Origin of the sequence: Chryseobacterium lathyri (assembly GCF_030812195.1) — a bacterium.
Lineage (GTDB): Bacteria > Bacteroidota > Bacteroidia > Flavobacteriales > Weeksellaceae > Chryseobacterium > Chryseobacterium lathyri_A.
In genome coordinates this window covers 699,993-726,904 of the sequence record NZ_JAUSSF010000003.1, presented here as the reverse complement: position 1 = coordinate 726,904, position 26,912 = coordinate 699,993, and the positions used below count along the sequence as shown (strand labels likewise).

General features: G+C 36.6%; 19 protein-coding genes and 2 tRNA genes. 9 read left to right on the top strand and 12 right to left on the bottom strand.

All coding sequences use genetic code 11. The features are described from left to right. The 4 genes from tamL to ccoN form a co-directional block, all read right to left on the bottom strand. Positions 1-2,325 (bottom strand): translocation and assembly module lipoprotein TamL, encoded by a 2,325-nt coding sequence (gene tamL, locus J2T03_RS18545; protein WP_307220817.1) that lies wholly within the window; start codon positions 2,323-2,325, stop codon positions 1-3. Continuing rightward, positions 2,325-7,355 (bottom strand): translocation/assembly module TamB domain-containing protein, encoded by a 5,031-nt coding sequence (locus tag J2T03_RS18540; protein ID WP_307220815.1) that lies wholly within the window; start codon positions 7,353-7,355, stop codon positions 2,325-2,327. The genes tamL and J2T03_RS18540 overlap by 1 nt, the downstream gene beginning before the upstream one ends. A 292-nt stretch (positions 7,356-7,647) precedes the next feature. After that, complete coding sequence (locus J2T03_RS18535) at positions 7,648-8,535, bottom strand: cbb3-type cytochrome c oxidase N-terminal domain-containing protein (RefSeq protein ID WP_307220813.1); 888 nt, start codon at positions 8,533-8,535, stop codon at positions 7,648-7,650. A gap of 18 nt (positions 8,536-8,553) precedes the next feature. After that, a complete protein-coding gene (ccoN, locus tag J2T03_RS18530; protein WP_307220811.1) occupies positions 8,554-10,833 on the bottom strand; it encodes a cytochrome-c oxidase, cbb3-type subunit I in 2,280 nt (759 codons plus the stop codon). A gap of 184 nt (positions 10,834-11,017) precedes the next feature. Between ccoN and J2T03_RS18525 the strand changes: the two genes are divergently transcribed. Further along, positions 11,018-11,311 (top strand): helix-turn-helix domain-containing protein, encoded by a 294-nt coding sequence (locus J2T03_RS18525; protein WP_306845051.1) that lies wholly within the window; start codon positions 11,018-11,020, stop codon positions 11,309-11,311. A 116-nt stretch (positions 11,312-11,427) separates the two neighbouring features. Continuing rightward, the gene (locus tag J2T03_RS18520) at positions 11,428-12,849 is read left to right on the top strand and encodes an amino acid permease (RefSeq protein ID WP_307220810.1); all 1,422 of its coding nucleotides are present in this window, start codon (positions 11,428-11,430) and stop codon (positions 12,847-12,849) included. A gap of 372 nt (positions 12,850-13,221) precedes the next feature. Here J2T03_RS18520 and J2T03_RS18515 read toward each other — a convergent pair whose 3' ends face one another. The 5 genes from J2T03_RS18515 to J2T03_RS18495 all read right to left on the bottom strand — a co-directional run bounded on the left by J2T03_RS18515 (position 13,222) and on the right by J2T03_RS18495 (position 20,701). After that, positions 13,222-14,142 (bottom strand): hypothetical protein, encoded by a 921-nt coding sequence (locus tag J2T03_RS18515; RefSeq protein WP_307220808.1) that lies wholly within the window; start codon positions 14,140-14,142, stop codon positions 13,222-13,224. 791 nt (positions 14,143-14,933) lie between these two features. Beyond that, the gene (locus J2T03_RS18510) at positions 14,934-15,839 is read right to left on the bottom strand and encodes a hypothetical protein (protein WP_306845045.1); all 906 of its coding nucleotides are present in this window, start codon (positions 15,837-15,839) and stop codon (positions 14,934-14,936) included. 500 nt (positions 15,840-16,339) lie between these two features. After that, positions 16,340-17,128 carry a hypothetical protein gene (locus tag J2T03_RS18505; RefSeq protein WP_307220807.1) on the bottom strand — a complete coding sequence of 263 codons (789 nt, stop codon included), beginning with the start codon at positions 17,126-17,128 and terminating at the stop codon, positions 16,340-16,342. Between the two features lie 410 nt (positions 17,129-17,538). Continuing rightward, positions 17,539-18,912, bottom strand: a complete 1,374-nt coding sequence (locus J2T03_RS18500) for a tail fiber domain-containing protein (RefSeq protein WP_307220805.1) — start codon at positions 18,910-18,912, stop codon at positions 17,539-17,541. Between the two features lie 358 nt (positions 18,913-19,270). Further along, on the bottom strand, positions 19,271-20,701 hold the full coding sequence (locus J2T03_RS18495; protein ID WP_307220803.1) for a tetratricopeptide repeat protein: 1,431 nt from the start codon (positions 20,699-20,701) through the stop codon (positions 19,271-19,273). 626 nt (positions 20,702-21,327) lie between these two features. Here J2T03_RS18495 and J2T03_RS18490 point away from each other — a divergent pair. Both J2T03_RS18490 and J2T03_RS18485 read left to right on the top strand, forming a co-directional pair. After that, positions 21,328-21,762, top strand: coding sequence for a helix-turn-helix domain-containing protein (locus J2T03_RS18490; protein WP_306845038.1), 435 nt, complete (start codon positions 21,328-21,330; stop codon positions 21,760-21,762). A 4-nt stretch (positions 21,763-21,766) separates the two neighbouring features. Further along, positions 21,767-22,093 (top strand): helix-turn-helix domain-containing protein, encoded by a 327-nt coding sequence (locus tag J2T03_RS18485; protein WP_307220802.1) that lies wholly within the window; start codon positions 21,767-21,769, stop codon positions 22,091-22,093. Between the two features lie 143 nt (positions 22,094-22,236). Here the strand turns inward: J2T03_RS18485 and J2T03_RS18480 are convergent. Next, positions 22,237-22,307 (bottom strand) — tRNA-Gln (locus J2T03_RS18480). A 218-nt stretch (positions 22,308-22,525) separates the two neighbouring features. Next, positions 22,526-22,596 (bottom strand) — tRNA-Gln (locus J2T03_RS18475). 100 nt (positions 22,597-22,696) lie between these two features. On the opposite strand from J2T03_RS18475, the gene J2T03_RS18470 reads away from it, so the two are divergent. From J2T03_RS18470 to J2T03_RS18455, 4 genes are all read left to right on the top strand, one after another. Next, positions 22,697-23,725 carry an AMP-binding protein gene (locus tag J2T03_RS18470; RefSeq protein WP_307220800.1) on the top strand — a complete coding sequence of 343 codons (1,029 nt, stop codon included), beginning with the start codon at positions 22,697-22,699 and terminating at the stop codon, positions 23,723-23,725. Positions 23,726-23,785: 60 nt separating this feature from the next. Further along, positions 23,786-24,178 carry an alternative ribosome rescue aminoacyl-tRNA hydrolase ArfB gene (gene arfB / locus J2T03_RS18465; RefSeq protein WP_307220798.1) on the top strand — a complete coding sequence of 131 codons (393 nt, stop codon included), beginning with the start codon at positions 23,786-23,788 and terminating at the stop codon, positions 24,176-24,178. Positions 24,179-24,552: 374 nt separating this feature from the next. After that, complete coding sequence (locus J2T03_RS18460; protein ID WP_306845033.1) at positions 24,553-24,933, top strand: GreA/GreB family elongation factor; 381 nt, start codon at positions 24,553-24,555, stop codon at positions 24,931-24,933. 165 nt (positions 24,934-25,098) lie between these two features. Continuing rightward, the gene (locus tag J2T03_RS18455; RefSeq protein WP_306845031.1) at positions 25,099-26,073 is read left to right on the top strand and encodes a deoxyhypusine synthase family protein; all 975 of its coding nucleotides are present in this window, start codon (positions 25,099-25,101) and stop codon (positions 26,071-26,073) included. Between the two features lie 250 nt (positions 26,074-26,323). On the opposite strand, the gene J2T03_RS18450 is transcribed toward J2T03_RS18455, so the two are convergent. After that, positions 26,324-26,470, bottom strand: a complete 147-nt coding sequence (locus J2T03_RS18450) for a hypothetical protein (protein ID WP_307220796.1) — start codon at positions 26,468-26,470, stop codon at positions 26,324-26,326. Positions 26,471-26,580: 110 nt separating this feature from the next. Between J2T03_RS18450 and J2T03_RS18445 the strand changes: the two genes are divergently transcribed. Continuing rightward, complete coding sequence (locus J2T03_RS18445; RefSeq protein WP_072922467.1) at positions 26,581-26,877, top strand: MGMT family protein; 297 nt, start codon at positions 26,581-26,583, stop codon at positions 26,875-26,877. The last annotated feature ends 35 nt before the right edge of the window (positions 26,878-26,912 follow it).

Sequence of the window (26,912 nt, the reverse complement as noted above, 5' to 3'; positions counted from 1 at the left end):
TTAGAAAGGATATCCGATGGCTATATTTAAAATTAAATTATCTTTTCTCCAGCTTGAATCTCCGAAATTGATCCGGTTAAATGCCCATCGGTCTCCTTTTTCATAATACGGAACCCTCAAAGGCATTGCCAGATCAAGTCTCAAAATCAGGATAGAAAAATCAAGTCTCAGGCCAACTCCGGCCCCCACTGCAATTTCACTTAAAAATTCTTTCGAGAATTTACCTCCGGGTCTGTCCTTATCATCATTGATCAGCCAGACATTTCCTGCATCAACAAAAGCAGCAACATTCAGAAATTTATAAATATTAGCCCGGTATTCAGCGTTTAATTCTAATTTAATATCTCCGGCCTGGTCCAATAGAGTACCTTTTTCAATTGTTCGGGGATCAAAACTCCCGGGGCCCAAAGTTCTTGCACGGAAAGCACGGATACTGTTACTTCCTCCTGCGAAAAACTGTTTAGAGAAAGGAATGAATTCCGAATTTCCATATGGATAGGCTATTCCGCCAATAAATCTACTGGCGAATGAACTTTTTTCGGTGAACTTATGATAGAATCTGAAATCATGTTCCATCTTTGCGTATTGGCTGAATGGAACTCCGAAAATTTTCTTTTCTTTATCTTTTTTTACGTTGGCTCCCGTTACCAAACCGGTAATATTTCCTGCAAGATCCAATGTTCCTTTATAATAGATCGTATTGGTTATAGGAAGCATTGTATTGGTATACGTATACGAATAAGTTGGACCAAAAATAAGCTGCTTTTCAACCACTCTTCGTGCAGCAGGAGTAGTTGCCTGCTTAAGGAATTCATCGGTTACCTTGGCAGGAGAAACCAGGGTAATGTCAATAACCTTCAGATCATGTTCTTTTCTGGCGTTCTCTTTCCAGACATAACCAAATGAAGCCGTAAAATTATTAAGCGTATAAAATTGGGTACGGTTTTGAAATTCATAGCCCAAAGTAATATTCGTTCTCGGAACAAAAGCACTTGAAGAATTGAAACGGAAAGGCGCAACGATCCTTGGAATGGAAAGCTGGACATTCGTTCCTGCGCGGAACAGATTCTTTGCATTTTCCTGGCCTCCCATCTGGAAATCAAAAGCGCCATAAACAGCTGCTTTAAACTGTTCGGCTCCTCTGAAAAAGTTTCTATGTGTCCAGTTCAGGTTTAATTCACTTCCCGCATAATTGGCGGAATTGGTTCGCCCCAAAGCTTCCAGCCTCAGCGACTGAATTTGTCTCGGTGTCAGTAAATAATACGCATCAAACTGATGTTTTAATGAATCTGAAACAATGAATTCATTTTTCACAAATTTAAAGACTCCCAGACTGATCAGGCGGTTAAGCGTAAGATTGTGATTGGAACGGTTATAAAGATCTCCTTTCTTAAAATACAGAGCTCTGTCGAAGATTTTCGGTTTGAATTTGTGCTGAGGGTCAATTACATAAATGTCATTGTATGCATACTTAGAAAGCGAATCCGTGTTCATCGGAACACTGTACTGGCCTCTCTTTACATCCTGTATATTATAATTCGGAAATACAATGACCTTATCGATACTGAACTGCTCCGTTGCCAGGTCTGGAGTATTGTCTTTTAATTTTACGTTAAGTTCAACCTTATGATTCTTACTTACCGTACTGTCTGCCTGAACAATAATATTATCAGGATTGAAATAATAAAATCCCCTCTCTTTTAAGCCATTATCAATACGCTCCCTTTCATCTTTAATCACATCAAGATCAAAAGGTTTTCCTGGCTTAAGTAAAGTTTTATCCGTTAAACTTTGAATTTCTCTATTGACAAGGGTAGAGTCCTGTTGGAACTTAACATTACTGATAAAGTATCTTGAGCCCGGTCTTAAAGTATAGGTTACCTTTGCTTTTTTGTTCTTGGAAACCGTATCATAGGTAGCTCTGGCATTGAAATACCCTTTGTTTTCAGAATAGTTTTCAATGATTTCTCTATTGAATTCACGATCGACATCTCCTAACAGAACAGGTTTTTCACCTGCCTTATATTTCAGCCAGTAATTGAACCCTTTATCTTTTTTAGGCTCTTTGGCAATATTATAAAAATACAATCTCGGACGAAGCCCTAATATGGTGGAATTGGGCTTTGGAACCAGATTTTCTTCCAATGCAGACTGAAGCTCATTTTTCTCCTTCTTGGAAATGGTATCATTCTCTATTTTCACTTCTCCTCCTACATAAAGCATCTGGCCTTCCTTCAGGAATTTTGTATTACTGCATGAGAAAGCAACAGCGGCAAATCCTGAAGCAAATAGATATTTCCAATATATATTAAATCTGACTTTCATTATTTAAATTCTACCACCTGGTTATTTTTGTTTTCTTTTTTACGTCTGTCCTTCTTGGATTTTTGAAAAATCTCACGGAATTTATCATAGTCTAAAGTGATGATGAATCCTAATCCCGTTTCTATAATCTGCCCTTGCAGAGCTACCTGATATTCATCCTTACGATAAGCCCGAAGCATATATCTTCCGTCTTTTGATAGACTGTAGTCTACGGTGACGTTTCCTGCAATATTCGTTGTGTTTTCATTCTGGCGCGCTTCACCTTCCAGTGCAAAATTACTTCCCACAGAAACTTTCAGGCGGTCATTCAGCAATCTTTTGCTTACTCCCACGTTCAGATCCGTCCTTGTATTCTTTGTTCCGCTTGAATAATCTTCGGAAGAATCAAGGCCCAGGTCGATATCAACCCCTTTGATCAGGCCTGAAGCCAGATTATTCAGCTGCTGGGATAGAATTTTACTCACACTCTGTCTGGCCATCATCTCAGCCGACATTCCCGCGCCGGATTCAAAAGGATTTTCTCCAATGAAACGGTTCAGCAGCAGAAGAGCAAAAACCTGCTTGTTCATTTCTGATTCCTGTGTTCTGAGCTGGGTAAGCTTTTGGTCTACAATATCAGTTACCGTTGAGGATACAGAATTGTTTTTTTCATCCGTAGTAATATCGAACGTGATTTGTGGTTTCAAAAGCTCGCCTTTCATTTTTAACAAAGTATTGAAAGGTATTCTCTGCTTAAACTGGTTCATGACAGATGCATCTTCACCGCTTACCTGCTGTTCAACGAGATCTATAGGCGGAGCTTCCGTTTTATAGACTGCAGTAATATCCATGATGGCTGCAGTAGGCTCTCCGGTCCACGTGATCGTACTTCCTTTCTGAATATCAAACTTACGTTTCAGAAGGCTTACAGAAAGCTCATAAGATCCTTTTTCCACTTCATACACCCCCACAAGAGTTGTTTTTCCTGAAGGGTCTATTCCTCCGGTAAGTTCCGCTTCTCCCTGAAGTTTTATAAAATCTCCGTTGGCCTTATCAATAACAATTGACATTTTAGCTTCCTTGCTTACTTCAATATTTACACTCACATCCATTCCTTTAAAACGGCTTTGCGCTTTCAGCGAATCGGCATTGATGGTTTTATTTAAAACTATCTGGTCCTGGTCAATAAATTCTACAATTCCGTCTCTCTCCTGCAGGGAAGGACTGGATTGGGGAAGGACAAAAGTGAAATCTGTATCATCAGAAACCGACAGCCGGCCGTCAACTTTTGGAAGATCTAAATTCCCTCTGATATGAAGTCCCGCATCAATCGCAAGAATCCCATACATCATTGCATCATTGGATTTTTCTGAATTAACCACTTTAAAGTCTTTGGCGTTCACATCCAGATTGAATGCAAAATCCCTGTAGGTCTGCGTAAGAACCTGCCCGTTGATTACAAGCGAATTTCCATCCTTATCATTTATCCTAAACCTATTGAGCTCTATTCCGCGGTTTGTAAAATCAATTTCATCATTAATTTTTCTGAAATCACTGCCTGTTTTGGCTATTTCCAGCCCGGCATCATTGAACTTTATTTTACCTAAAATATTCGGTTTGTCAGTATTTCCGGTGATCTTTAAATTTCCTGAAAGATAACCTTCCGTATTTGTTATTGCATTCATGGAAAAGCCCTGGACACTCTTCATCTGCAGTTGGTTGATGGCCATATTCAGATCAAATGTACTGGAAGAAGTATTGTAATCTCCAAGGATTTTCACATCATTATTATTGCCGGAAAGAGCAACATCAGCATTTAAAATATTTGGTGAAATGTTGTTCACTTTTACTGCCAGATTTCCAACCGGACTTCCATACACGATCAGGTCTGAAATATTCAGATCGGAAGTAAAGGTCATATTTTTCGTAACATCTCTAAGCTGAGCTGTTCCGTTAATGATTCCTTTTGCGAGAACCGTATCTTTTTTGATAAGCTCAGTAATCGTTTCAATTTTAAAATCTTTCAGCGAAACATTTAAAGGGCTGGTTGGGCTAGCGGTCTCAGACTGAAGCGATATTTCACTTCCGCCATTGGACAGGATGAAATTATCAGCTAAAATTCCCTGGCTGCTGATCTGGATTTTATTGTTTTCAGCAACATTCCAGTCTGAATAATTTAATTTTAAACCATTCGGGTTCAGGGAAATTTCTGTAATATCATTTAGAGACTTTGCATTTCCTGCAATGAGGAACTGGGTGGCATCTTTATCATCTTTCGTGGTAATATTATAATTGACGGTATTATTGGCAACATCTCCGTTTATCGCGATTTTTTTCAGCGAAAAGCTAGAGCTTTTTAAAGAACCTGCATTGAGGCTGTACTGTATCGCCTGGTTTCCATTGGTTACCTTTAAAGCAACATTTTCCAACGAATTTTCACCATATAATAATTGCGGGATCTGTCCGTCTATTTCAATTTTTTGAGAATCTGCATCATAATTTCCTGCTAAATTGATGGTTTCAAAGCTTTTTAAATCGGGAACAAATTTCCTGATCAGATCGTCATTTTTGATCTTTGCATTGAATGTAAAGAACTGTCCCGGATCAATTTTCTGACCTTTTGCAGGCTTTTGGAACTGGTAATATTGATTGACTGTTTGGGTTAAAGCACCAAAAATCTGGGTCAGCTTATATTTTCCTTTTAAAGAAACATCAGCAATCTGAGAATTAAAAGTGATCTGCGTAGAATCCTGTGTAGAAGAAGCTTTCAGATTCACTTCCTGTACAGGATAAACCTCTTTTGTATCTGAAAATGCAAAATCTTTCAGATTTAAATATCCATTCAGAGCATCCGGATTGAGGCTTGAAAAATCACCATCGATCTTTCCGGCAATGATCATCGGTTTTTCATAGAATCCAAGCTTATTCATATCGAGCTTGATCACCTCACCATTGATCTTTACCGTAGGATTTTTTTCATTATAAACTCCGGAAGCTATTAAATTCAGATTCGCATTTGGATCTTTTGAGTTTAAAACGATATTGTAGACACCGCGGTTTATTTTGCCCGTTAAATCCATATTCTGATAACGGTATCCTTTGTAGACGGCGGATGCGACATGCCCTTTAAGGTCAGCTTTGGCATTCTGGAAATCAAAGCTTTCTCCTTTTGCTGCAATTTGTGCCGTAACAGGGCCAATATCTTTATTTTGAATGATCCTTCCAACCTGGACAGCCTGAAGATTTGCTTTTACATCATAAAGCTCCCGGTTTTTTCTGCTCATATCCACATCAGCAATAATACCAGCGTTTCCAAGGGTAGAGTAGAGGTTGAGGTCTGCCTTGACCACTTTGGTTGTTCCTTTTGCATTTCCTTTGATGCTGAAGTGGGAAGGCAGTGAAATATTGGAAGGGATTGTGTTTTTCGGAACCAGATTGTACACTGTTTTAGCTTCTGCAGAAAATTCTCCGATCCTAAGATCATAGTACAGATTTTCAGGTTTCATTGCATTTTTGATTCTTCCTGATGCAGCGACTCTTAACTGATCCAGTCCGGAGACTTTAAGATCTTTGATAAGAAGATCATTCACAACTCCCTGTACATTGGCATTGACACTCAGGATAGCGTTCGGATATTTGTTGAACGGAACCGTATTTCGTAAAGTAGGGACAATATTTAAAATATCAGCGAAACCTATTTTGGAATCTTTAATGTTGGCTGAAATTTTTACAGCACCGGGATTTGTAGTCAGCTGGTCAAGAGAATTATAATTTAAAATCACCTCATCACGGATCAGCGTTTTCGGAGTCTGCAGATATAGATCTTTTAAATATGCCTGTTTTTCTGCATATAAAAAATCCGTATTGAACTTCTGGATATTCAGTCCCCTTCCTTCCTGAACCTCTGCTGAATTTACTGTTCCCGCAAAAGTATTATTCTCCATTTTAAAGCTTCTTATCTCCACATTCATTTTAGAGAAATTCATGTGGTTGAAATCCATTCCCTGTTTGGTTGGGGCAATCGCAGTATTGTTATAAATGGCTTTTACATCATTCATAACAAGTTTTCCAAGAAGCAGCTTCATGGCTTTTTCCTTGTCCGAAACTTTTGAAACTTCAGGTTCTTTTTGATCTTTCGGATTGGCATCTTGCGCTGGAAGATACAGATTGGCGTTAATATCTGCCCCGGAAAGGAAAACATTGGAAATATTGTAGGAATTATTCTCAAGATCAAGCTTATTGACCTTCGTACTTAATTCTTTGAACAGAACTTTAGCAAAAGTTTTGGTATTGTCATCCCCGTAATCAATATTGAAATTGGTAAGCTTGATTCCTCTGAGGCCAATACTCATTGGCTTTTTATCATTCAGTGAATCTACCTTTTTTTCTACTTTTTTAGACACTTCCTCAACAAGATCCTGCTTTAATTTTAATTTCAATCCATCCAGATTAATATCATTAACAGCATAGGTATTTTTATTGAGGTCAAAAGTTTTAACCCTTGTATCAAATGATTTGAAATAGAGCTGAATGTCATTCTTCGACTGCTGGTCGTTGAACGTTACCCCAATATCTTTTAAATTGATCTTATCCAGGGAAATAATAAACGGCTTGGAAGGACTTTCCTCTTTGTCGCTTGTTGCAAAAGCATTGATAATATAATCGAAATTGAATGTCCCGTTGGGTTTTCGTACTACATTGGCGCGGGCTCCTTCAAGATCTACTGAAGTAATATCAGCAGTGGAACTGATAAGCTTCAGCATGTTTAAACCTACATCCAGTTTTTTTACGGCAAGAAGCGTATCCACATCCTGTCCTTTAAGGTAAAGGTTTTCCATGATAAGGCTGTTCGGAAACCCTATATGAACTTTTTCCAGGCTTACTTTGGTCTTGATTTTTTTCTCAAGATATACAACCAGTTTGTCTTTGATGAAGTTTTGAACGACAGGAAGCCTTAAGCTAAATATCAGAAGGGTAAGAAAAACCAATATTGAAATAAAGGTTATTGCAATACGCTTTAAGAGCTTTCTTTTGTTAATTTTCAGTTTCAAATGCGATTAGGTTTTCTAACAAAGATAATAATACTATTTTATAAGTTCTTTGTTGTGGTATCCTACTAGCAATACAAAAATCCTGCCTTGGCTGCCTTATTATGGAATTTAGTTTAGTAGTTGTCAAGTGAATCAGTTGATAAAGACAACCAAGGTTTGGATTTTTTTCTTTAAAAAAGCCCCCTTTATATCATTTTTAAACGTTGAAAAGGTTAGCAAAAATGAAATTCAAATGTTAGATAGGTTTTAAAGGGGGCAAAGAAATATAATATATGGAGATAATAAATTTTAATTAATTACTTGCGTTTTCCCATTTCACATCTTCACCCTGTGGTGTTGCACCGCCCTGGGCCGGAGTGATAGGAGAAGTTTCCTGATTGATATGGTAGATATAGGCTGCAATTTTTTCAGCATCCCTTCCTGTGATGGTACCCTCTTTTATAAAAGGCCGCATCGTAGGATTATTAGGCGAACCGTTTTCAAGCATCCAGAAAACATTTTTGAACAGACTTTTTTCTTTGATATTGATCCAGTGTGTATCCGTAAGGTTAGGGCCGATACCACCTTTTCCGCCGTCTCCATGACAGGTTACACAGTTGGTTTTGAAAAGCTCCTGACCTTCTGCGATATGGTCTGCACTGTATTTTGCGGTTTCCAGATCAATCTGGGGTGCGGTTTTCTCATATTCTGCTATGGAAGCCAGCATTGTAGTGGTTTCTTGATTTAATTCTGCTTCAGGATGGGCGTATTCTGTAAACGCAAAGGCTGTCATATACACCACACAGAATATGCATCCGAACCAGAACAGGCCTATCCACCATTTTGGCAGTGAGTTGTCAAGTTCTGTGATCCCATCAAAACCATGGTCAATAAGAATATCTTTTTCTTCGGTAGCAGATTGTTTTTTAAAAGCTGAATTCCAAAGTTTCTGATAATAAGGAATGTTTTTTTCTGCTAAATATTCTTTCTTTTCTTCTTCCGACAGTCTGCTGAAACTTTCGTTTTCCACCAGATCTCCGATAGAGTTCATGATCAGAAGGAGGATGACAGCGATCAACATCAACGCCCAGAAAAACGGGGAGGAAAAATAACCTGAATCTCCGGCGAACATTTCAAACGCCATGATCGTTAAGCCTATCATTGTTGCGATATATATTGAAATTGGGGTTCTTTTTTTCATTGCGGTTAATTTTAAAGGTTATTCAGCACTTGCCGTCTGGATCTGTGTCGTTTTAATATCGGTTCCCAATCTTTGCAGGTAGGCAATCATTGCTATGATTTCTCTCTGCTCAAGAGGTACATAAGATGCTCCTTTTACTGTTTTTTCTTTTTCCATCTGATCTTTCACATCTGTGGCTTCAGAATAAATTCTCTGTACGATAGCTTTGGACTGGTTATCTGCCCATTTATTTGCAGAATCTATTTCAGCTTTTGAATAAGGCACATCGAAAGCATTTTTCATTAATCTCATCTTGTCAACCATTTGAGTACGGTCCAGCTTATTAGTGATTAGCCATGGGAAACGCGGCATGATGGAGCCTGCAGACGTAATTCTCGGGTTGTACATATGTTTAAAGTGCCATGAATCCGGGTTTCTGCCACCTTCTCTGTGAAGGTCCGGTCCGGTTCTTTTAGATCCCCATAAAAACGGTCTGTCGTAAATAAATTCTCCGGCTTTGGAATACTGTCCGTTTTTACCTTCAAATCTTACGATCTCATCACGGAAAGGACGGATCATCTGTGAGTGGCAGGAGTTACATCCTTCACGAACATATAAATCTCTTCCTTCCAGTTCAAGCGGTGTGTATGGCTTTACGGCGGTAATCGTTGGAACACTTTGTTTTAATGATAATGTTGGAACAATTTCTATTAATCCGCCGATGGCAACAGTGATGAAAGCCAGGATAGATAATAGTTTTGGAGTTCTTTCCAGCCAAAGGTGTACGCCTTCGCCTTCTTTTCTTGCGGTACCGATGTCTGCCAATGCAGGGGCTTCTGCAGGAACTTCTTTCTGGAATGAGCCTGATCTTACGGTTTTGATCACATTAATCACCATTAAAATAGCTCCTGAAAGATAAAGGATACCTCCTAAGAATCTCATTTTAAAGTAAGGAATGATTGCTGTTACTGTATCCAGCCAGTTTTTATACATTAAAGTACCGTCCGGATTAAACTGTTTCCACATTAATCCCTGCGTGAATCCTGAGATATACATCGGAACTGCATAAAAGATAATTCCTAATGTTCCCAGCCAGAAGTGCCAGTTGGCCAGTTTTTTAGACCATAGCGGTGTTCTCCACATGATCGGGATCAGATAATATACGACTCCGAAAGCCATGAAGCCATTCCATCCAAGTGCACCCAAATGTACATGCCCGATTACCCAGTCGGTATAGTGCCCGATTTTATTTAAAGATTTTGTGGCTAACAAAGGTCCCTCGAAAGTGGCCATACCATAACAGGTAATTGCTACGACGAAGAATTTAAGGATCGGGTTTTCTCTCACTTTATCCCAGGCTCCTCTTAAGGTAAGAAGACCGTTCAGCATTCCTCCCCATGACGGTGCGATAAGCATGATAGAGAATCCCGTTCCTACGGCCTGAGCCCATGCCGGAAGCGCCGTATACTGAAGGTGGTGAGGGCCTGCCCAAAGGTATACGAATATCAGCGACCAAAAGTGAATAATGGATAATTTATAGGAGAATACAGGTCGCTGTGCCGCTTTCGGCATGAAATAATACATCAGACCCAATACCGGAGTTGTCAGTACGAATGCTACGGCATTGTGACCGTACCACCATTGTACAAGAGCATCTTTTACACCGGCATATACGGAATAGGATTTCCAGCTTGTGAATGATAAGGGAACTTCAAGATTATTAAAGATATGCAGCATGGCTACGGCAATCCAGGTGGCGATGTAGAACCAGATGGCTACATAAAGGTGTCTTACTCTTCTCTTGGCAATGGTTCCGAACATATTGATTCCGAAAATAACCCATGAGAAGGTAATCAGGATATCGATAGGCCATTCGTGTTCCGCATATTCTTTTGAAGTATTGATTCCCATTAAGAACGTGATCACTACGGCAACGATCATCAGCTGCCAGCTCCAGAAATGGATCCATGAAAGCGTATCGCTGTACATTCTTGTTTTTAAAAGTCTCTGCATGCTGTAATAGGCACCGCAGAAGAAGGAATTACACACGAAAGCAAAAATGACGGCACTGGTATGAAGCATTCTGATTCTTCCGAATCCCATAGCTCCCTGTGTGTTGATGAGTCCCTGGATATTTCCGCTTCTCAAACTCTGGATTGTGGTATCATCCGTTCCAAATAAAAACTCTGGTAATTCAGGGTAGAAAAGCATCAGCGCGGCTGTAAGTCCCAGCAGAAAGCCGACCAGCCCAAATACGATAGTAGCATACAAGAATGCTCTGACAATATTATTGTCATAATTGAATTTTTGCGTCTCCATAATTCCAATTGTATTGTACCGAAAATATTTATCCTCTGAAATCAGAGGATATTGACCCTGATTTATATGAAAAAATAAATATCATGTAACGTGTATAATGTTTTGCCAAAGGTATTTATTAACTTTGTGTAAGTCTAGTAGGTATCCTTCTAAACTATACTGAAAACTACTAAAAACAAAAACGATGAAAGTATGTGGTCAAAATATCAGGAAAATCCGTAGAAGTAAAGACTTTACGCAGGAGTATATGGCTTTTGAAATGGGTATTTCCCAGAAGGCCTATTCTGACATTGAAAATTCTAAAGTGAAAATCAATCTGGAAATACTGACGAAGATTTCCGATATTCTGGAAATTAAGCCTTCCGATATCTGCAGTATCTCGCATAAATGCGGAACAGATGGGAATGATGGCAGGTACCAGTCACTTTTAGAGTACATGAAAAAGAATAATATTTCAATTCCGGAGGAATATTTGTAAAGAAATACAGTTTTTTACTTTTTAATTCATTAAAAATGAACTTGTTGAACGTTTTGCAGGCTTCACAGAAGGTGAATTTCTCTAAAGTTTTATATATTTAGGGCATAATTGATTTTATGAGCAGCGAACAGAAAACGGAGTCCAATGATAGGGCTCTAGTCAGAGGATTAACCAACAGACATATTCAATTAATTGCCCTCGGAGGAGCCATAGGAACGGGATTGTTTCTTGGAATCGGCCCGGCAGCAGTTTTAGCAGGTCCATCCGTTATTCTGGGATATGCTTTAGCAGGAATCATAGCATTTTTTATTATGCGCCAGCTTGGTGAAATGGTGGTTCATGAGCCTGTTTCTGGAAGTTTCAGTCATTTTGCCTATAAATATTGGGGAAATTTTCCGGGTTTTGCTTCCGGCTGGAATTACTGGATCCTATATATTCTTGTGAGTATGGCCGAGCTAACGGCTATCGGACATTATATTCATTTTTGGTGGCCCGAAATCCCGCTCTGGGTTTCCAGTTTATTCTTTTTTATTGTCATTAATGCTTTAAACCTTGCTTCCGTAAAAGTATACGGAGAAACGGAATTCTGGTTTTCCATCATCAAGGTGGTAGCGATTATCGGGATGATTGTTTTTGGTATTTATTTATTGTTAAGCGGTACCGGAGGAGATAAGGCAAGCATTTCAAATTTATGGAACGACGGCGGATTTTTCCCAAAAGGTTTTTTTAATAAAAGTGAGAACGGGTTTTCCGGATTGTTTGCAGCCATGGCGATGATCATGTTCTCTTTCGGAGGACTGGAATTAATCGGGATTACAGCTGCGGAAGCTAAGAATCCTGAAAAGACCATTCCAAAAGCAACGAATCAGGTTATTTACAGGATTTTAATTTTCTATGTAGGGGCATTGGTTATCTTGTTTGCGTTGAGCCCGTGGAGAGAAATCACAGAAGGGACAAGTCCGTTTGTGATGGTTTTTCAGAATTTAAATGGATTTCAATTCAATATCTTCGGAAAAGTGATCCAGTTCAATGTGTTAATTGCCAATATTCTTAACCTGATTGTTTTGACAGCTGCTTTGTCGGTGTATAACAGCAGTGTTTACAGCAACAGCAGAATGCTTTTCGGACTGGCCCAGCAGGGAAATGCTCCGAAATTTTTAAAGAAACTGAATAAGAACAGTGTTCCTACCAATGCGATCTTGATCTCTTCCTGTTTTGCGGGAATCTGTATTGTCATCAATAAGCTGGTTCCTGAAAAGGCATTTGAATATTTAATGGCTTTAGTGGTTTCTACGTTAATTATCAATTGGCTGATGATCTGCTATACCCATTTAAAATTTAGAAAAGAAAAAAACAGAACAGGTGTGAAGACCTCATTCCCTTCCATATTTTACCCTGTTTCGAATTACATATGTATCCTGTTTCTGGTTGCTATTTTGGTATTGATGAGTATTACAGGAATGGAAATTCAGGTGATCTTAATTCCGGTATGGCTGATTTTCCTGTTTTTGATGTTTAAACTGTATAAAAACAAATAATCGGTAAATGAAAGATATGAGGGATGGATTTTTTATCTGTCCCTCTTTTATGTCTTATTGTGAAGTATTCAACTTTGAAAAAATAGTTATCAGCTTTAAGCAGTTTTTCTGCAACATGTGGTAAAATAACAAACCATCGTTAAAAGAATGGTTTGTAAACTCACAAGAAATTAAAACTCTTCAAAATGAAAATCTTTATTTTGATTTGCTTTCTCAGATTAACGTCTAAGCAAAATATATATTATTGTTAATAATTGAAGAGAAAAAAACTGCCGGAAGAAAATCAATTCTGCGGCAGTTCCATCATTGTGTATTTAGAATCGCTGTAAGCATCCTGAAATAGAGAACATTATTTTAGAATGAATGCAATACTTATTTAACATAAACATCTGCCTTACCTGTTATACCCCAATTTGCAATGGAGGTTGTGGCATTATTTTCATCTTCTCTTCTCATCTGTATATCAAAAATATAAGTTCCGGCAGAAAGAGTTGAGAGAGTCAAAGTTACTGGATAATTAAATCGGGTAGAACTTGCTGGGGTGGGCATTACCCAAGATGTCATCATTGCAGAAGCATATGTTGCATTTGCCGCTGTGCCGTCTGCTTTTGTACCGGTCTGAAGTACTTGAAAACGTAATGAACCTTTTCCAGCTAGGCCATCGCTATTTCCTGCAGCTCCCCAGCCTGTAAAATTCAGCACTACTCTTGATGAAGTATATCCGCTTGGTATGGTAACTGTAACTCTACCGCTAGATAAAGTTGTAAAGGCTGTACCAGTTGGTATAGTTACAGCTCCTGTAGCTCCATTTGCATCAGTACTAACGAGCTCCCAATTATTAGCAGCAACACTGGCTACCACGACATCCAGATCCCATCCGTTGGTTCCACTGGCTGTAAGTACCGCATACTTTCCCGGCTGCATTATAAAAGTGTTATTTGCAGCGGCCGTTCCTCCCGAACGTATTACCTGTCCGGCTGCAGCGGTTAATGTTAAATTGTTTGCCATACTATTATTCTTGATATAGTATTTTCTGCCTCTAAAGTCTGCCGGAGTACTGTCTGTAGCGGATTTTGCAGGAAGGTTCAAAACTGCATCTGATATTCCGGAAAAAGAAACATGATAGTCCTGGTTATCAAGAGTACCCGTACCTGTAATTTCACGGAAATTTCCTTCAACAGAACCTTTTATATCTAAAGTGCTGGAAGGTGTTGGTGTATTGATCCCTACTTGGGAGTGAACGTTTACTGATAAAAATAAAATGCTCACTAAAAGTAATAGTTTTGTATTCATTTTTTTCATTTTTAAGGGTTAAACTTCAGTGTTTAAATAATTGTTATTGAGCTGTAAAGTTGAATTATAAGTTTTTTTATTCAAAAAAAACACCTATTACATAAATATTACATGAGTTTAATTGGTTGATTATCAGTATTTATAATTTGATTCTGATTAAATAGCATATTTAAAAAACTACCGAATAAAATAAATTCTGCGGTAGTTTTTCGTCATTGTGTGTTTAGAATCGCTGTAAACATTCTGAAATAGGGAATATTATTTCATCATGAATACAATTGTTTAGAGAATACATGGAAATTTTTTCTAAACAAAGTTTTTATACCCAGATTAGTTTAAGCATTTCCGAGCTTTTTCGTCGATTAATTGATGTGCATCGCAAAATATTTAGACTAGGTCTGGACTATAAATACTATAGTAATCTTTAACGTAAATATTTGCTCTGTCCATCATGTCTCAAAAAATGATTGTTGTGTTAATCCTTATTTGGGAGTAAAACATTTACTGATTAAAAAATAGTTTTACTTTCATCGTTTTTACTGTTCAGATAAGCTTTTGATTAGAGTAATTTTAATGGCATCCAAGACTGATAATTACTGTCTTTGACATGGTGTCTTTCCTGAGTTTATTCACGTTAAATATTGGTATACTAATAAATACAGAATAATAGAGAATGGATACGCTCTTGTGATGATCCTCCCCGCCCCGAAAAGGGGCGGAGTGGCTCATCTCCTACTAATAACTAAACTTTAAGCTATAAAAATATTTGGATTGGAACCAAGACATCTGTTTTATTCTTTGACATAAACATCTGCTCTACCCATTGTACCCCAAAAAGTGGTTGTTATACCAGTTCCTGATTCGTCTTCTCTCCTTACCTGTAAAGTAAAAGTATAAGTACCCGGGGCAAGATTCGAAATAGAATATACTACCGGATAATTATAACGAACCAAAGCTGCAGAGCCTACTGCCCAAGAGGTCATCATTGCCGAAGCATACGTTGCTGTTGATGTTCCTGTCCTGACAATCTGGAAACGAAAAGAACCAATAGAATTAGTACTACCAACAGCATCTCCCCAACCTGTAAAATTTAATACCACTTTTGAACTTGCTACGCCGGAAGGTACAGTTACAGTAACAGCGCAGCCATTTACTACTGTAAACGTACTCGTTCCTGAAGGTATAACTTGTGAAGTTGCAGTTGTAGGAGGGCCGTTGACTTCAGAATTAGCCAGCATCCAATTGTTGTTATATGCGGTTGCAACAAAATCTAAATCCCATCCGTTCACTCCATTGGCTGTAAGAAACCCAAATGTACCGGGTTTTAAATCAAGGGTATTGGCAGCAGTTCCACTTCCTCCGAGACGTATGGTCTGGCCAGCGGCAGCTGTTAAAGACAGTTTGCTGGAAAGGCTGTTGTTTTTTATATAATATTTTCTTCCCCTGAAATCTGAAACGCCCCCATCTGTAGTAGATTTTGTAGGAAGGTTCAGAATTGCGTCTGAAGTTCCTGAAAAGGAAACGTGATAATCCTGATTGTCCAGGGTACTTGTGCCTGTAATTTCACGGAAATTACCTTCAATAGCCCCTTTTATATCTAAAGTGCTGGAAGGTGTTGACGTGTTAATACCTACTTGGGAATAAGCATTTACTGATAAAAATACAGTGCCTGCTAAAAATAACATTTTTTTTTTCATTTTTTTTCATTCTTAATTGTTAAACTAAATAATTGTTATTGAGTTGCAAAGGTGAATTATTAGTATGCTTATTCAAAAAAAGCACCTATTACATAGGTGTTACATAAATGTAATGTCTTGTTTTTCAATAGGATTATATGGAATGGTAGATCAAGCTTATAAGATATATTGTCTTATCTTATTTCCAAATATTAGAAAAGTTGGATTCTGTAAATAGTTTAATTTAGAAAATGACAGACAGTTTCTGAAACCTATAGATAGTTATGAAAATCTTTTTGTTTCAATTTTAAAAAGAAGGCCGGGATAAGAAATCCCAGCCAGATTTGAGAATAAATGTGGAGATAATTACGATGGATTCTCCATAAAATAATATTATAATTATTCAAATTTTTATTCCTATAATTGAAGTAAGTATCTTATCGAATTACCTTGTAAAAATATCCGCAAAAAATATATGAAAAGATTCATTTAGTCTTAAGCTTATAATTTTAATAGGTATTCTAATCTCCGATTTTAAATATTAAGACTTCAGTTCGTCTACCTACCAATATGCTGCCCGTCCCCATGCAATTTCCAGACTGACCTCTTCCTAATTTTATCTGCCATGTTTTATTTGCCGGTAATGTAGTTGTATAAGAGATTGTTCCGCCATGATTACTCTTTGTCCCCTCCATATGAGATGCGGTACTATGGATCCTGGTGGCGCTTGCACCATCAGGAAAATCAATGAAATATGAACTAATCGTACAACCCGAGATGTTATGATTTGCTTCATATACAAATTCCATTTTATAAGTTCCTGCGGGAAAAGTAAGGGTGGAGGTTGAGTTATCATAGCTAAGCCCAAGTATTTGATTTTTAACGGTATCCATAGGGACTAATTGAGAGGAACCTTCGGCATAACCGTTCAAAAAGCTATTTATATCACCAGAAAGTCGAAATACCGCAGGAGCAGGAATAGAAAGAGCATTCATGGCATTTTCATCCAGCATTAGTTCCCATTTATTGGTGGTACTATTAAATTTATACAGATTATTTCTAACGACTCTATTGGCTCCGCTACCTGCATCTGCTAAATTAAAAACCAGCAGACCATTCGTAGGATTAGGCACAGTAATAATATCAGTATTGCTGGTTAAGGATATTCTGGGAATTAATAGTCCTTTGCTGGCTGAAACTACATCTAAAATAGCAGAAGGATTGGGTGTTGCTGTATTAATTCCTACTTGTGAGTAAGCATTTACTGACAAAAGTAAAATGCTTGCTAAAAAAAATTGTTTTTTTTTCATTCTTATTTGTTAAATCATAGTATTTTAAATAATTACTATCAAGTTTCAAATTTGAATTATTAATCTGCCTATTCAAAAAAAACACCTATTACATGGATGCTACATTAATTTAATCAATTGATTACTAGTATATGTAGGTTTCCGTGATTAGTTTTGTAAGCCATGGAGCCCAATCTATAATAAAGTTTTTGTTGTCTTATGCTGTAGTATTAGGGAAATTGAATTTTGTAAATGTTTAGAATAACGGAAAATGATCTTTAAAACCATGAACTGTGGTTTACGAATACATTTTCAATTTGTGGCTGTATATTCCAATTCAAAGTTTAGAAAAGAAGGCTGGGACAAGAAATCCCAGCCGGATCAGGTACCTAAAGTTTACTTTAATGAAGTAGTAAGTGCTTTAGCATCCATTAATTATGTTTTTTTATCTCTGAGATTTCTTTTTTAAGCTCATCTATTTCTAGTTGCTGTTGTTGTATTGCATTAACCAGTATTTTGGTAAGAGCACTTTCATTTAATTCTCTTTTATCTGGCAAACCACTTTTTGCGGTATCATCTATTACATTGATCATATAGGGTGCCACTTTTTCTACATCCTGTGCTATGAACCCTACATACTCTTTATTCAAATCCTTATATCCGGATTTTTCATTGTATTTATAGCTCACAGGCTTAAGCTGATTAATGATGTTTAATCCGTCTTTGAAATCTTTAATATCTTTTTTTACCCTTCTGTCTGAAAAAGTTTCCCAGCTTCCTCCGCCAGGTTTATCTGCTGTCCCGTTTACTGAAAGTGTAGAAGTAGGAGCAGACGTGCCAATACCAAGACGTCCATTGTCTTGAAGCACCATATGGGGAGCCTGATTGTTCACGGTTCCGGCATGAAACTGAAGAGTACCAGGACTAACTCCTAAACCGTAGAAATCATTTCCGTCTGCACTGTTGAAAATGGCCAGTTTCTTACTCAGCGGATCTGCAATACCACCCATCGTAGAACCCAGGTCAATTATATTATGGGGATTAGTTGTATTAATGCCTAGTTGATGGATATTATCCTGGTACTTTTTAAGGACCATATTGGGAGCCTGATTTGAAACTGTTCCTGCATGAAACTGAAGGACAGACGAACTGACTCCTAACCCGTAAAAATCATTTCCGTCCGCACTATTGTAAACAGCTAACTTTTTACTGTCCGGATCTGCAATATTCCCCATTGTAGGTCCCATATCAATTACATTATGAGGATTGGTTGTGTTAATGCCTAACTGATAAAAATTAGTCTTATACTTTTTAACGATCATAGCCGGAGCCTGATCAGATACTGTTCCTGCATGAAACTGAAGGACAGACGGGCTGACCCCTAAACCGTAAAAATCATTTCCGTCCGCACTGTTGTAAACAGCGAGTTTCTTACTCAAAGGATCTGCAATATTCCCCATTGTAGGCCCCAAATCAATTACATTATGGGGATTGGTTGTATTAATACCCAATTGATGAAAATCAGTCTGGTATTTTTTAAGTATCATAGCCGGTAGAGTGTTGGCAGGTGCAGAATTTACATAAAATTGCAGGAAGTTCGGGCTGACCCCCAATCCATAAAAGTCTGTACCGTTTGTATTATTATAAATAGCCAATTTTTTACCTGCACCATCAGTGACACTGTTGCCAATTTTAGTGCCCAGATCAAGGGTACTATGTGGTTTGTCCGTTAAAATACCCACTTGAGAATACATACATACTGGCAGTACAAGGGCTACTGCTAAAATCGAAATTTTGTTTTTCATCTGTAAGAAATTGTTTTTTGTTATTATTGTGTTTTTAGAATCATTTATGTTTTATCCATTCTTAACATATTTGGGTATGGGGGTGCAAATTTGAGTGATAGACTTGTTTATTCAATAAAAAACACCTATTACATAGGTGTTACATTATTGTAATCGGTTGAATATCATTATTAAGTGACTTTAAATTGATCCGACTAATAAAGGGAGTATTTTCCACATCCGGCTTATTGGCCGGAAAAATAATGTATGGAAAGTTGATCTTATCATTAGATTTCTCTAAAAAATTAAAATTTTTCTCGACGAAACTTAACTAAATAAAGGAACTATTAGTAGTATTGAGTTGCTAAGAGTAAGTACATTATTGACTGCTAATATTTTTCATCCAGATGTAAATGTCTTCTTCGGAGGGAATATTCAGCTTTTTTCTCAATCTGTTCTTTCTGGTTTGTATAGATTGTGGCTGAACAAATGTATAAGTTGCTATGTCTTTAGAAGAAAAATTTAGAAACAGTAAAGCACAAAATTTTAATTCACTATTTTGTAATTGGGGTTCTATTTGTAATAATTTTGGAAAAAAATTAGGATACACTTCCTGAAATCTTGTAAGGAATTCAGGGTCGTTATTTTTTGCAAGTCGTACAACCTCTTCAAAAGCAAGATTAAGTTTTTTGTTTAATGCCTGGGTTTCCTGTTCTTTTACATCCAAAATTTTATTTTTTCTGCGTATTCTTTTTATAGCCAATAGAATAAAAAGAATGATACCAAAAGCTCCAATCCATATTATATAAACCAGAAATTTACTCTTGGTTTTTATTTCATTTTCTTTTTGATTAACTAATTCTTTTACTGTATTTTCAATAGCAGGTTGTTTAGCATTGGCCAGACTATCCTTAATAGTTGTATACTTTTGGAAATATTTTTCAGCCGAATCCTTATCACCTGTTTTCTGATACACGTTGGAGATGGCATTATACAGCCATTGGATCTGAGTAACATTCCTGACGTTTTTAGCTAATGGGATTGCCTGTTGATAATATGAAATAGCTGAATCATACTCTTTTTTATGCTCATGGATCAGGCCTTTTACTTTATATAGCTGGAAGTTATAATTTCCGAGAATTTTTGTTGCATTGGCTTCAAGTGATTTAAGTTTTATTTCAGCCGAATCAATTTTATTTTCATAAACATCGATTTCAATCAGTACTAAAGAATAGATCATTAAAGTTACTTTTGATTCGGACGTTATTTTTCTATTCCGTAAAATAGTAAGCCCTTTCCTCAAAGATATTCCGGAAGAATCCAGTTTATTCTGATCTTTATAAACGATCCCCATTTCAATATAAGCAGCCGACTTAAAATATTTTGAAGTATCTGCCGGAAGTTCATCTGATAAGGACACAACATCTTTAAACGCAGTAATGGCTTCCTGATAAAGCCCCATATTATAATAATTAAAGCCTAGATATCTTTTAATTAAAATTTGAAATTCCGGATTATTATCTGCATATTCTTCATTCCTTGCCAGTTTTAGATACTCTAATCCCTTTTTATAATCCTTTGCATATGAATAACTGCCAGCAAGATGTAAATAACCTAGCGCAATTCCTTTAGAGTAGTTTGTCTTTCTGGATTCCTTTAGGAGAATCAGGTTTTTTTTAACATATTCATTATATTTTCCTTCTTTACGAAAGGTTTCTGCTTTATCATATTCCGCATCAATATACTGAGGGGTAATTTTTTGTTGTGCAAATATTAATAATGGGAAAAAGAAAATAAAAAATTTCATCATATTAAATGTTTTGTGTCTTTATTTCAGTTAAAATAAATTTATATATACAAAATTAATCATAAAATGATTAATTGTTTGATTTATTCTTAATTTTTTTTATTCGTTCTTAAGTGTTTAATTCATCCATTGGCTTCAGCTTTTCAAGTACAGTCTCTATGAACAGAATTTCTTATTAATTATAGGAATCTGTGTTTTTCCGACAATGTTATAGATTTAAGAAGATGAATGATTAAAATGACATATTACATAGGTGTTACATGTCACATATTATTATTGTTTTCCGTGATTTTTACATACTTTAAGCCATGAGATAAGATAATTCCGGAGCGCTGACTGTTTGCATTGTATTGATTTTAAAAGTAATATTTTGTATTGCTCCTGATTGAAATGTAGAAGCTGTAATATATAAGTAAAGTCTGGTTTTTTGTTTCACTTATTATAATCATGTAAAATTGCAAATCTATCGGGCCTGACTGTACAACAAGATCCAGGTTCATCTCACCAAAAAGTGATACAATACTTTAAAGTATAAGTGAATCCATCAAGTCAAGAGTATAATATTAATTTTTTGCCTCCACTCATCAATTCTTATTTACAAAATGGAGGCTTTCATATAACTTAAAAATATGGGACCAGATCTTAAAGAAATATATATCGGACAATTAATCAGGCAGAGAGTTTTAGAATGCAACATCAATATAAAAAGGATATGTAATTTTCTTAAATGTCCTGAAGAGGATATTGAAAAAATGTATGAAAAGCAATCTTTAGAGGCAGATATATTATTAAAATGGAGTAAGCTATTAGAGTATGACTTTTTCAGACTATACTCTCAGCATCTTATTTTCTATTCGCCACAGGCGTCTATGGAATACAATAATGGGGTTACACAACTCCCATCTTTCAGAAAAAATATTTATACAAAAGAAATCATCGAATTTATTCTCGGTCTTGTAGAGAGTGGAGAAAAATCCAAAGCACAGGTCATAAGAGAATATAAAATTCCAAAAACCACTCTTTACAAATGGCTTAGTAAATATAGTAATTCTAAAAAACAATGAAGATATGAATGATGCTCCTGATTATAAAAAAATTTATACTGATATTTTAGATAGAAAATATCCACATAAGATATCTGTATGCCAGGGAATATTAAACAAGAAAATGCTTTCCACTTTGGATATTATTGCACTGAATAAAATAATATTTGGAGAGCAGGATAAAGAAGCGGTTATTTTCAATCAAAAGCTTCGTTCTTACTGTGAACAAACGGTAAAGGAAATTATTGAATATCAAAAAGAATATAAGCTCAACAATACTCAGATTGCTATAAAATTTAAATTAAGCCGCAATAGTATTGCCAAATGGAAGAAAAAATATAGGGTAACTTAATATTTTTAGCAATGTTTTTTAATATATTTTTGGAAACCCTGTAAGAAAGATATAGGTAATATTTTGAAATTACTTTTTGTAAATAAGTATATTGACGGGAAAAGAAAAACCACTTGATTTTCAAGTGGTTTTTCTTTTAGTTGTAGACCCACAGGGATTCGAACCCCGACTGACGGTACCAAAAACCGGAGTGCTACCGTTACACTATAGGTCTATTTTTATTTTTTGGTGGTGCAAATCTACAATTTTTTTCTTTACACACAAAGAGCTGTTTGGAGAAAATCCAATGAATTAAGCCTTATTTTTGACCTGATCTTGTTTTTTTGTGCTGTACTTTTAAAGCTGGATTCCGGTTGATTGTGAGATGAGCTTAAAAATAATAAAAGTCTGAATCCCCAAAAAACAAAAACCACCCTTAAAAAGGATGGTTTGTAGACCCACAGGGATTCGAACCCCGACTGACGGTACCAAAAACCGGAGTGCTACCGTTACACTATAGGTCTGTTTTATTTTGGTGAGGCAAATTTACAGCTTTTTTGTTTAGATACAAGAATTTTTTAAAGTTTTTTTTAAATTTACATTGCTTTTTATTTAACCCCAATCATGCTGATAGACTTCAATAATCTCAATATTAATAATTTATCCTTTCAAACAGATTTCGAACAGAAAATTAAAAATTTTTTGGACGAATGGTTTTCTGATGGATATACCGTAAAAGTTCAAACTTCGGGTTCTACAGGGGCACCGAAAGTTTTTGAAATCGAAAAAAAGAAAATGGTGAATTCTGCGGTGATGACCTGTAATTTTTTAGGGCTGAAAGAAGGGGATAAAGCAGTAATATGTTTGCCTGTAGAATATATTTCAGGTAAAATGATGGTTGTTCGTTCCATTGAAAGAAAATTAAAGCTTATCGTTTCGAATCCGTCATTAAAACCTGTTGAATATTTGAACGAAGAAATAGATTTCTGTGCAATGACTCCGCTTCAGGTGGAAAATTCACTGGAACATCTTCATTTGATAAAGAACCTGATCATTGGGGGAGCAACTGTTTCAGAGTCACTAAAGAAAAAAATAGCCCAAAATGAAAGATTAAGGGATATCCGTATCTTTGAAACCTATGGAATGTCCGAGACTCTTTCACATATTGCCCTTAAACAGATAATGCCGGAACCGGAAGATTATTTCACAGCTTTCGAAAATGTTTCCGTTAGCGTGGACGAAAGAGGCTGTCTGAAGATCTTTGCTCCCGATGTGAATGCTGAGGTTCTGCAAACTAATGATTTAGTTGAAATTAGAAATGAAAGAGAGTTTAAATTTCTCGGGAGAATAGACAATGTCATTAATTCCGGAGGGGCCAAGATTTTCCCTGAAGTATTGGAAGCTTTAGTAAAAAAAGAGATTCCTAATGAGGCGGTTTTTATCGGAATAAAAGATGAAAGTTTGGGACAGAAATTGATACTGGTTATAGAAGGAGAAGTATCTGCTGAATTTAAATCAAAAATATCAGCAATACCTTTTGAAAAAAACTTCCATCAACCTAAAGAAATCATTTTCACAGAAAAGATTCCAAGAACCCCAAACGGTAAAGTCAATAGAATAGAATTGCAAAAAATAATAGCTGAAGGTTTATAATTTTTATCCGGCATCTTGTATACCTTGGTTCCTGGTTCGTGAATCTAAAAATATAAAAACATGAAAGACTTCTCAAAAGAACTAAGCTTTAAAACTTCCCGGAGCAGTGGAGCAGGAGGACAAAACGTAAATAAGGTGGAAACTTCCGTTACGGTTCTTTGGCTTGTTGCTGAATCTGAATTTTTTAATGACTATCAGAAGGAGCTGATCCAAACTAAATTAAAAAACAGGATCAATGCTGAAGGATATCTGTTCCTTACCGTATCCGAGAGCAGAACTCAACTGATGAACAAGAATAAGGCAATTGAGAAAATTATTGAAATAGTCGATAAAGCTTTAATTGTTCCAAAGAAAAGACTGGCAACAAAACCGTCAAAGGGACAAAAACAAAAACGCCTGGACACCAAAAAGAAAATTTCTGAAAAAAAGGAGAACAGGAAATTCAAGTTTTAGGGATTTGAGATTCGGAATGAAAGTTGTGGGGTTCAGAATGTGGAATTTGTAAGAAGCTTTTTCCGCATGTCAGGATTTTTGACTATCTTAGAGTATTATTAATATTTAAATATGACAGCAACTATTTCTTTATCTGCAGACTGCCACTCTAATGGCCTTTTGCTGTCGTTGCTGTACCTTCATAAAGATTCTTTTCTTAAAAGTTCCAAGGACTTTATTAATTAGGCCCTGTCAGGATCCTGGGCAGGGAATACATTCCAACGAATTTCACATATTATTTTTTTGCGGTTTTCTACAGGGGAAAGACTGACGAGGTCTCACATCCTGCATTGGATCATGGAGTGACTGCATCCCATTACTTTAAAAATTAAAAAATGTCCAATCATATTATTGTAACTACCGGAATTTATGATGCTATAAAAGATACACTCAGAAGAAAAAAAGTAAGCATACCCGAAGAAAAAAAGCTTACAGAAGAACTGAGAAAAGCCAAACAGGTTTTAAGAAGAGAGCTTCCAGCTGATGTAGTGACTGTTGACAGAAAAGTAACAATCAAAGATCATACTCAGAATTTTGAACACGAATATATTTTTGTAGCCTCCGCGAAAGCGAAACCGGCAAAAAATAAGCATTCCATTTTATCTGATATTGCGCTGGCAACGGTTGGGTATAAAGTAGGAGATATCATCGACTGGCCTTTCAGGGATGGAGAAAGGAAAATAGAAATCTTAAAAGTAGAATCTTGGCACGGGTAATCCTGTGTATCTATATGAAGTACAGCTTAGGCTGTACTTTTTTTATAATCTTGATGGCTAAGGCTATTCTTATCATTTGTTAAAAAAGAATGTTCAGGCAAGAGTTTCTTTAAGTACGCATGTTTCATTCCGTTTTTAAGTTTTATCTTTGCAAAAATTAAAAAAATGAGCAAACCGATTTCTGAATTTATAGAGAAATATTACCTGCACTTCAATGCAGCTGCATTGGTAGATGCATCTAAAGGGTATGTTGCACATCTTAAAGATGGCGGAAAAATGATGATCACTTTAGCAGGAGCGATGTCTACTGCTGAATTGGGAAAGATCCTTGCAGAAATGATCCGTCAGGGAAAAGTTGATTTTATTTCTTGTACAGGAGCCAACCTTGAAGAAGATTTAATGAATCTTGTGGCACACTCTCACTACGAAAGAGTTCCGCATTACAGAGATCTTACGGCACAGGATGAGTGGGACCTTTTGGAAAGAGGATTAAACAGAGTTACAGATACATGTATTCCGGAAGAAGAAGCTTTCAGAAGACTTCAGAAGCATATCGTTGAGATCTGGAAAGATGCAGAAGCTAAAGGTGAGCGTTATTTCCCGCACGAATTCATGTACAAGATGATCCTTTCAGGGGTTCTTGAGCAGTATTATGAAATTCCAAGAGAAAACTCATGGATGATTGCTGCAGCTGAGAAAAACCTGCCGATTGTAGTTCCGGGATGGGAAGATTCTACCATGGGGAACATCTTCGCTTCTTACTGTATCAAAGGTGAACTTACTGCAACAACTATGAAATCGGGAATCGAGTATATGACATACCTTGCTGACTGGTATACCAAAAATTCGGCAGGAAAAGGAGTTGGATTCTTCCAGATCGGAGGAGGTATTGCAGGAGATTTCCCGATCTGTGTAGTGCCGATGTTGTATCAGGATATGGAAATGCATGATATTCCTTTCTGGTCTTATTTCTGCCAGATTTCGGATTCTACAACATCTTACGGTTCATATTCAGGAGCAGTTCCGAATGAGAAGATTACTTGGGGTAAACTGGATATCACGACACCGAAATTCATCGTTGAAAGTGATGCTACGATCTGTGCGCCATTGATGTTCTCTTACATCTTAGAAAATTCTTAAGAATAAACTTATAAAATATCAACGCTTCAATTTATTTGGAGCGTTTTTGTTTTCTGTACTGTCATTAGCGAAGCCCAACTTAATGTTCTTAAAATCAATGATAACCTATTTCAAAATAAAAACTATTAAGAAATAGCACCATAAATACTTTTTATAAGTACGCTCTCGTTATTTCATGATTCACAGCAGGCTGCTACGGGCTCCATTTCGTTCCGATATGCTGCCCTCTATTCCTCCCTCTGCATAAAGGTCAGTCAAGCGAATTTATCAGCACAAAATACCGGTAGGCCAGAATTCCTTTCTCAATTTTAGTAAGTTTGTTCGGGTCTTTATTACTCAACTTTGGAAGCAGCTTTTTATTGACTGCATTCAGCAGCTTAAAAAATGTTTTTTTCATATCTTTAATATTTAAAATCAGACATCATTGAATGGTTTAGAGTCCAAAAATGATGCAGAAAGATGTTTTTAAAGCCTATTTTTCAACACGATAAAACAGATCGCTAAGTTATGGATGAAATTTTTAAACAACAGATTTATGAGATTACAAGACTTATCCCGAAAGGAAGAGTTTCCTCTTATGGTGCCATAGCTAAGGCGGTAGGTTATCCAAATCACTCCCGTCATGTAGGGAAGGCGATGGGAGGATGCCCGGAAGATGTACCCGCACATCGTGTCATATCCAGTTCAGGAGTATTATCAGTTCCTGAATTTCAAAAAAGACTGGAAGCAGAAGGCATTACCGTTGAAAATTTGAGAATAAAAGATTTCAAAAAACTGTTCTGGAATCCACTTGAGGAGATTTAGGATTAACTTTACTGTTCAGTTAAGAATTCACATCG

Coding starts and splice junctions, on each gene's coding strand:
- tamL (WP_307220817.1), bottom strand. CDS start 2,325: ATGAAAGTCAGATTTAATATATATTGGAAATATCTATTTGCTTCAGGA.
- J2T03_RS18510 (WP_306845045.1), bottom strand. CDS start 15,839: ATGAAAAAAAAAATGTTATTTTTAGCAGGCACTGTATTTTTATCAGTA.
- J2T03_RS18470 (WP_307220800.1), top strand. CDS start 22,697: ATGCTGATAGACTTCAATAATCTCAATATTAATAATTTATCCTTTCAA.
- J2T03_RS18455 (WP_306845031.1), top strand. CDS start 25,099: ATGAGCAAACCGATTTCTGAATTTATAGAGAAATATTACCTGCACTTC.
- ccoN (WP_307220811.1), bottom strand. CDS start 10,833: ATGGAGACGCAAAAATTCAATTATGACAATAATATTGTCAGAGCATTC.
- J2T03_RS18450 (WP_307220796.1), bottom strand. CDS start 26,470: ATGAAAAAAACATTTTTTAAGCTGCTGAATGCAGTCAATAAAAAGCTG.
- J2T03_RS18485 (WP_307220802.1), top strand. CDS start 21,767: ATGAATGATGCTCCTGATTATAAAAAAATTTATACTGATATTTTAGAT.
- J2T03_RS18500 (WP_307220805.1), bottom strand. CDS start 18,912: ATGAAAAACAAAATTTCGATTTTAGCAGTAGCCCTTGTACTGCCAGTA.
- J2T03_RS18520 (WP_307220810.1), top strand. CDS start 11,428: ATGAGCAGCGAACAGAAAACGGAGTCCAATGATAGGGCTCTAGTCAGA.
- J2T03_RS18490 (WP_306845038.1), top strand. CDS start 21,328: ATGGGACCAGATCTTAAAGAAATATATATCGGACAATTAATCAGGCAG.
- arfB (WP_307220798.1), top strand. CDS start 23,786: ATGAAAGACTTCTCAAAAGAACTAAGCTTTAAAACTTCCCGGAGCAGT.
- J2T03_RS18505 (WP_307220807.1), bottom strand. CDS start 17,128: ATGAAAAAAAAACAATTTTTTTTAGCAAGCATTTTACTTTTGTCAGTA.
- J2T03_RS18525 (WP_306845051.1), top strand. CDS start 11,018: ATGAAAGTATGTGGTCAAAATATCAGGAAAATCCGTAGAAGTAAAGAC.
- J2T03_RS18515 (WP_307220808.1), bottom strand. CDS start 14,142: ATGAATACAAAACTATTACTTTTAGTGAGCATTTTATTTTTATCAGTA.
- J2T03_RS18495 (WP_307220803.1), bottom strand. CDS start 20,701: ATGATGAAATTTTTTATTTTCTTTTTCCCATTATTAATATTTGCACAA.
- J2T03_RS18445 (WP_072922467.1), top strand. CDS start 26,581: ATGGATGAAATTTTTAAACAACAGATTTATGAGATTACAAGACTTATC.
- J2T03_RS18535 (WP_307220813.1), bottom strand. CDS start 8,535: ATGAAAAAAAGAACCCCAATTTCAATATATATCGCAACAATGATAGGC.
- J2T03_RS18460 (WP_306845033.1), top strand. CDS start 24,553: ATGTCCAATCATATTATTGTAACTACCGGAATTTATGATGCTATAAAA.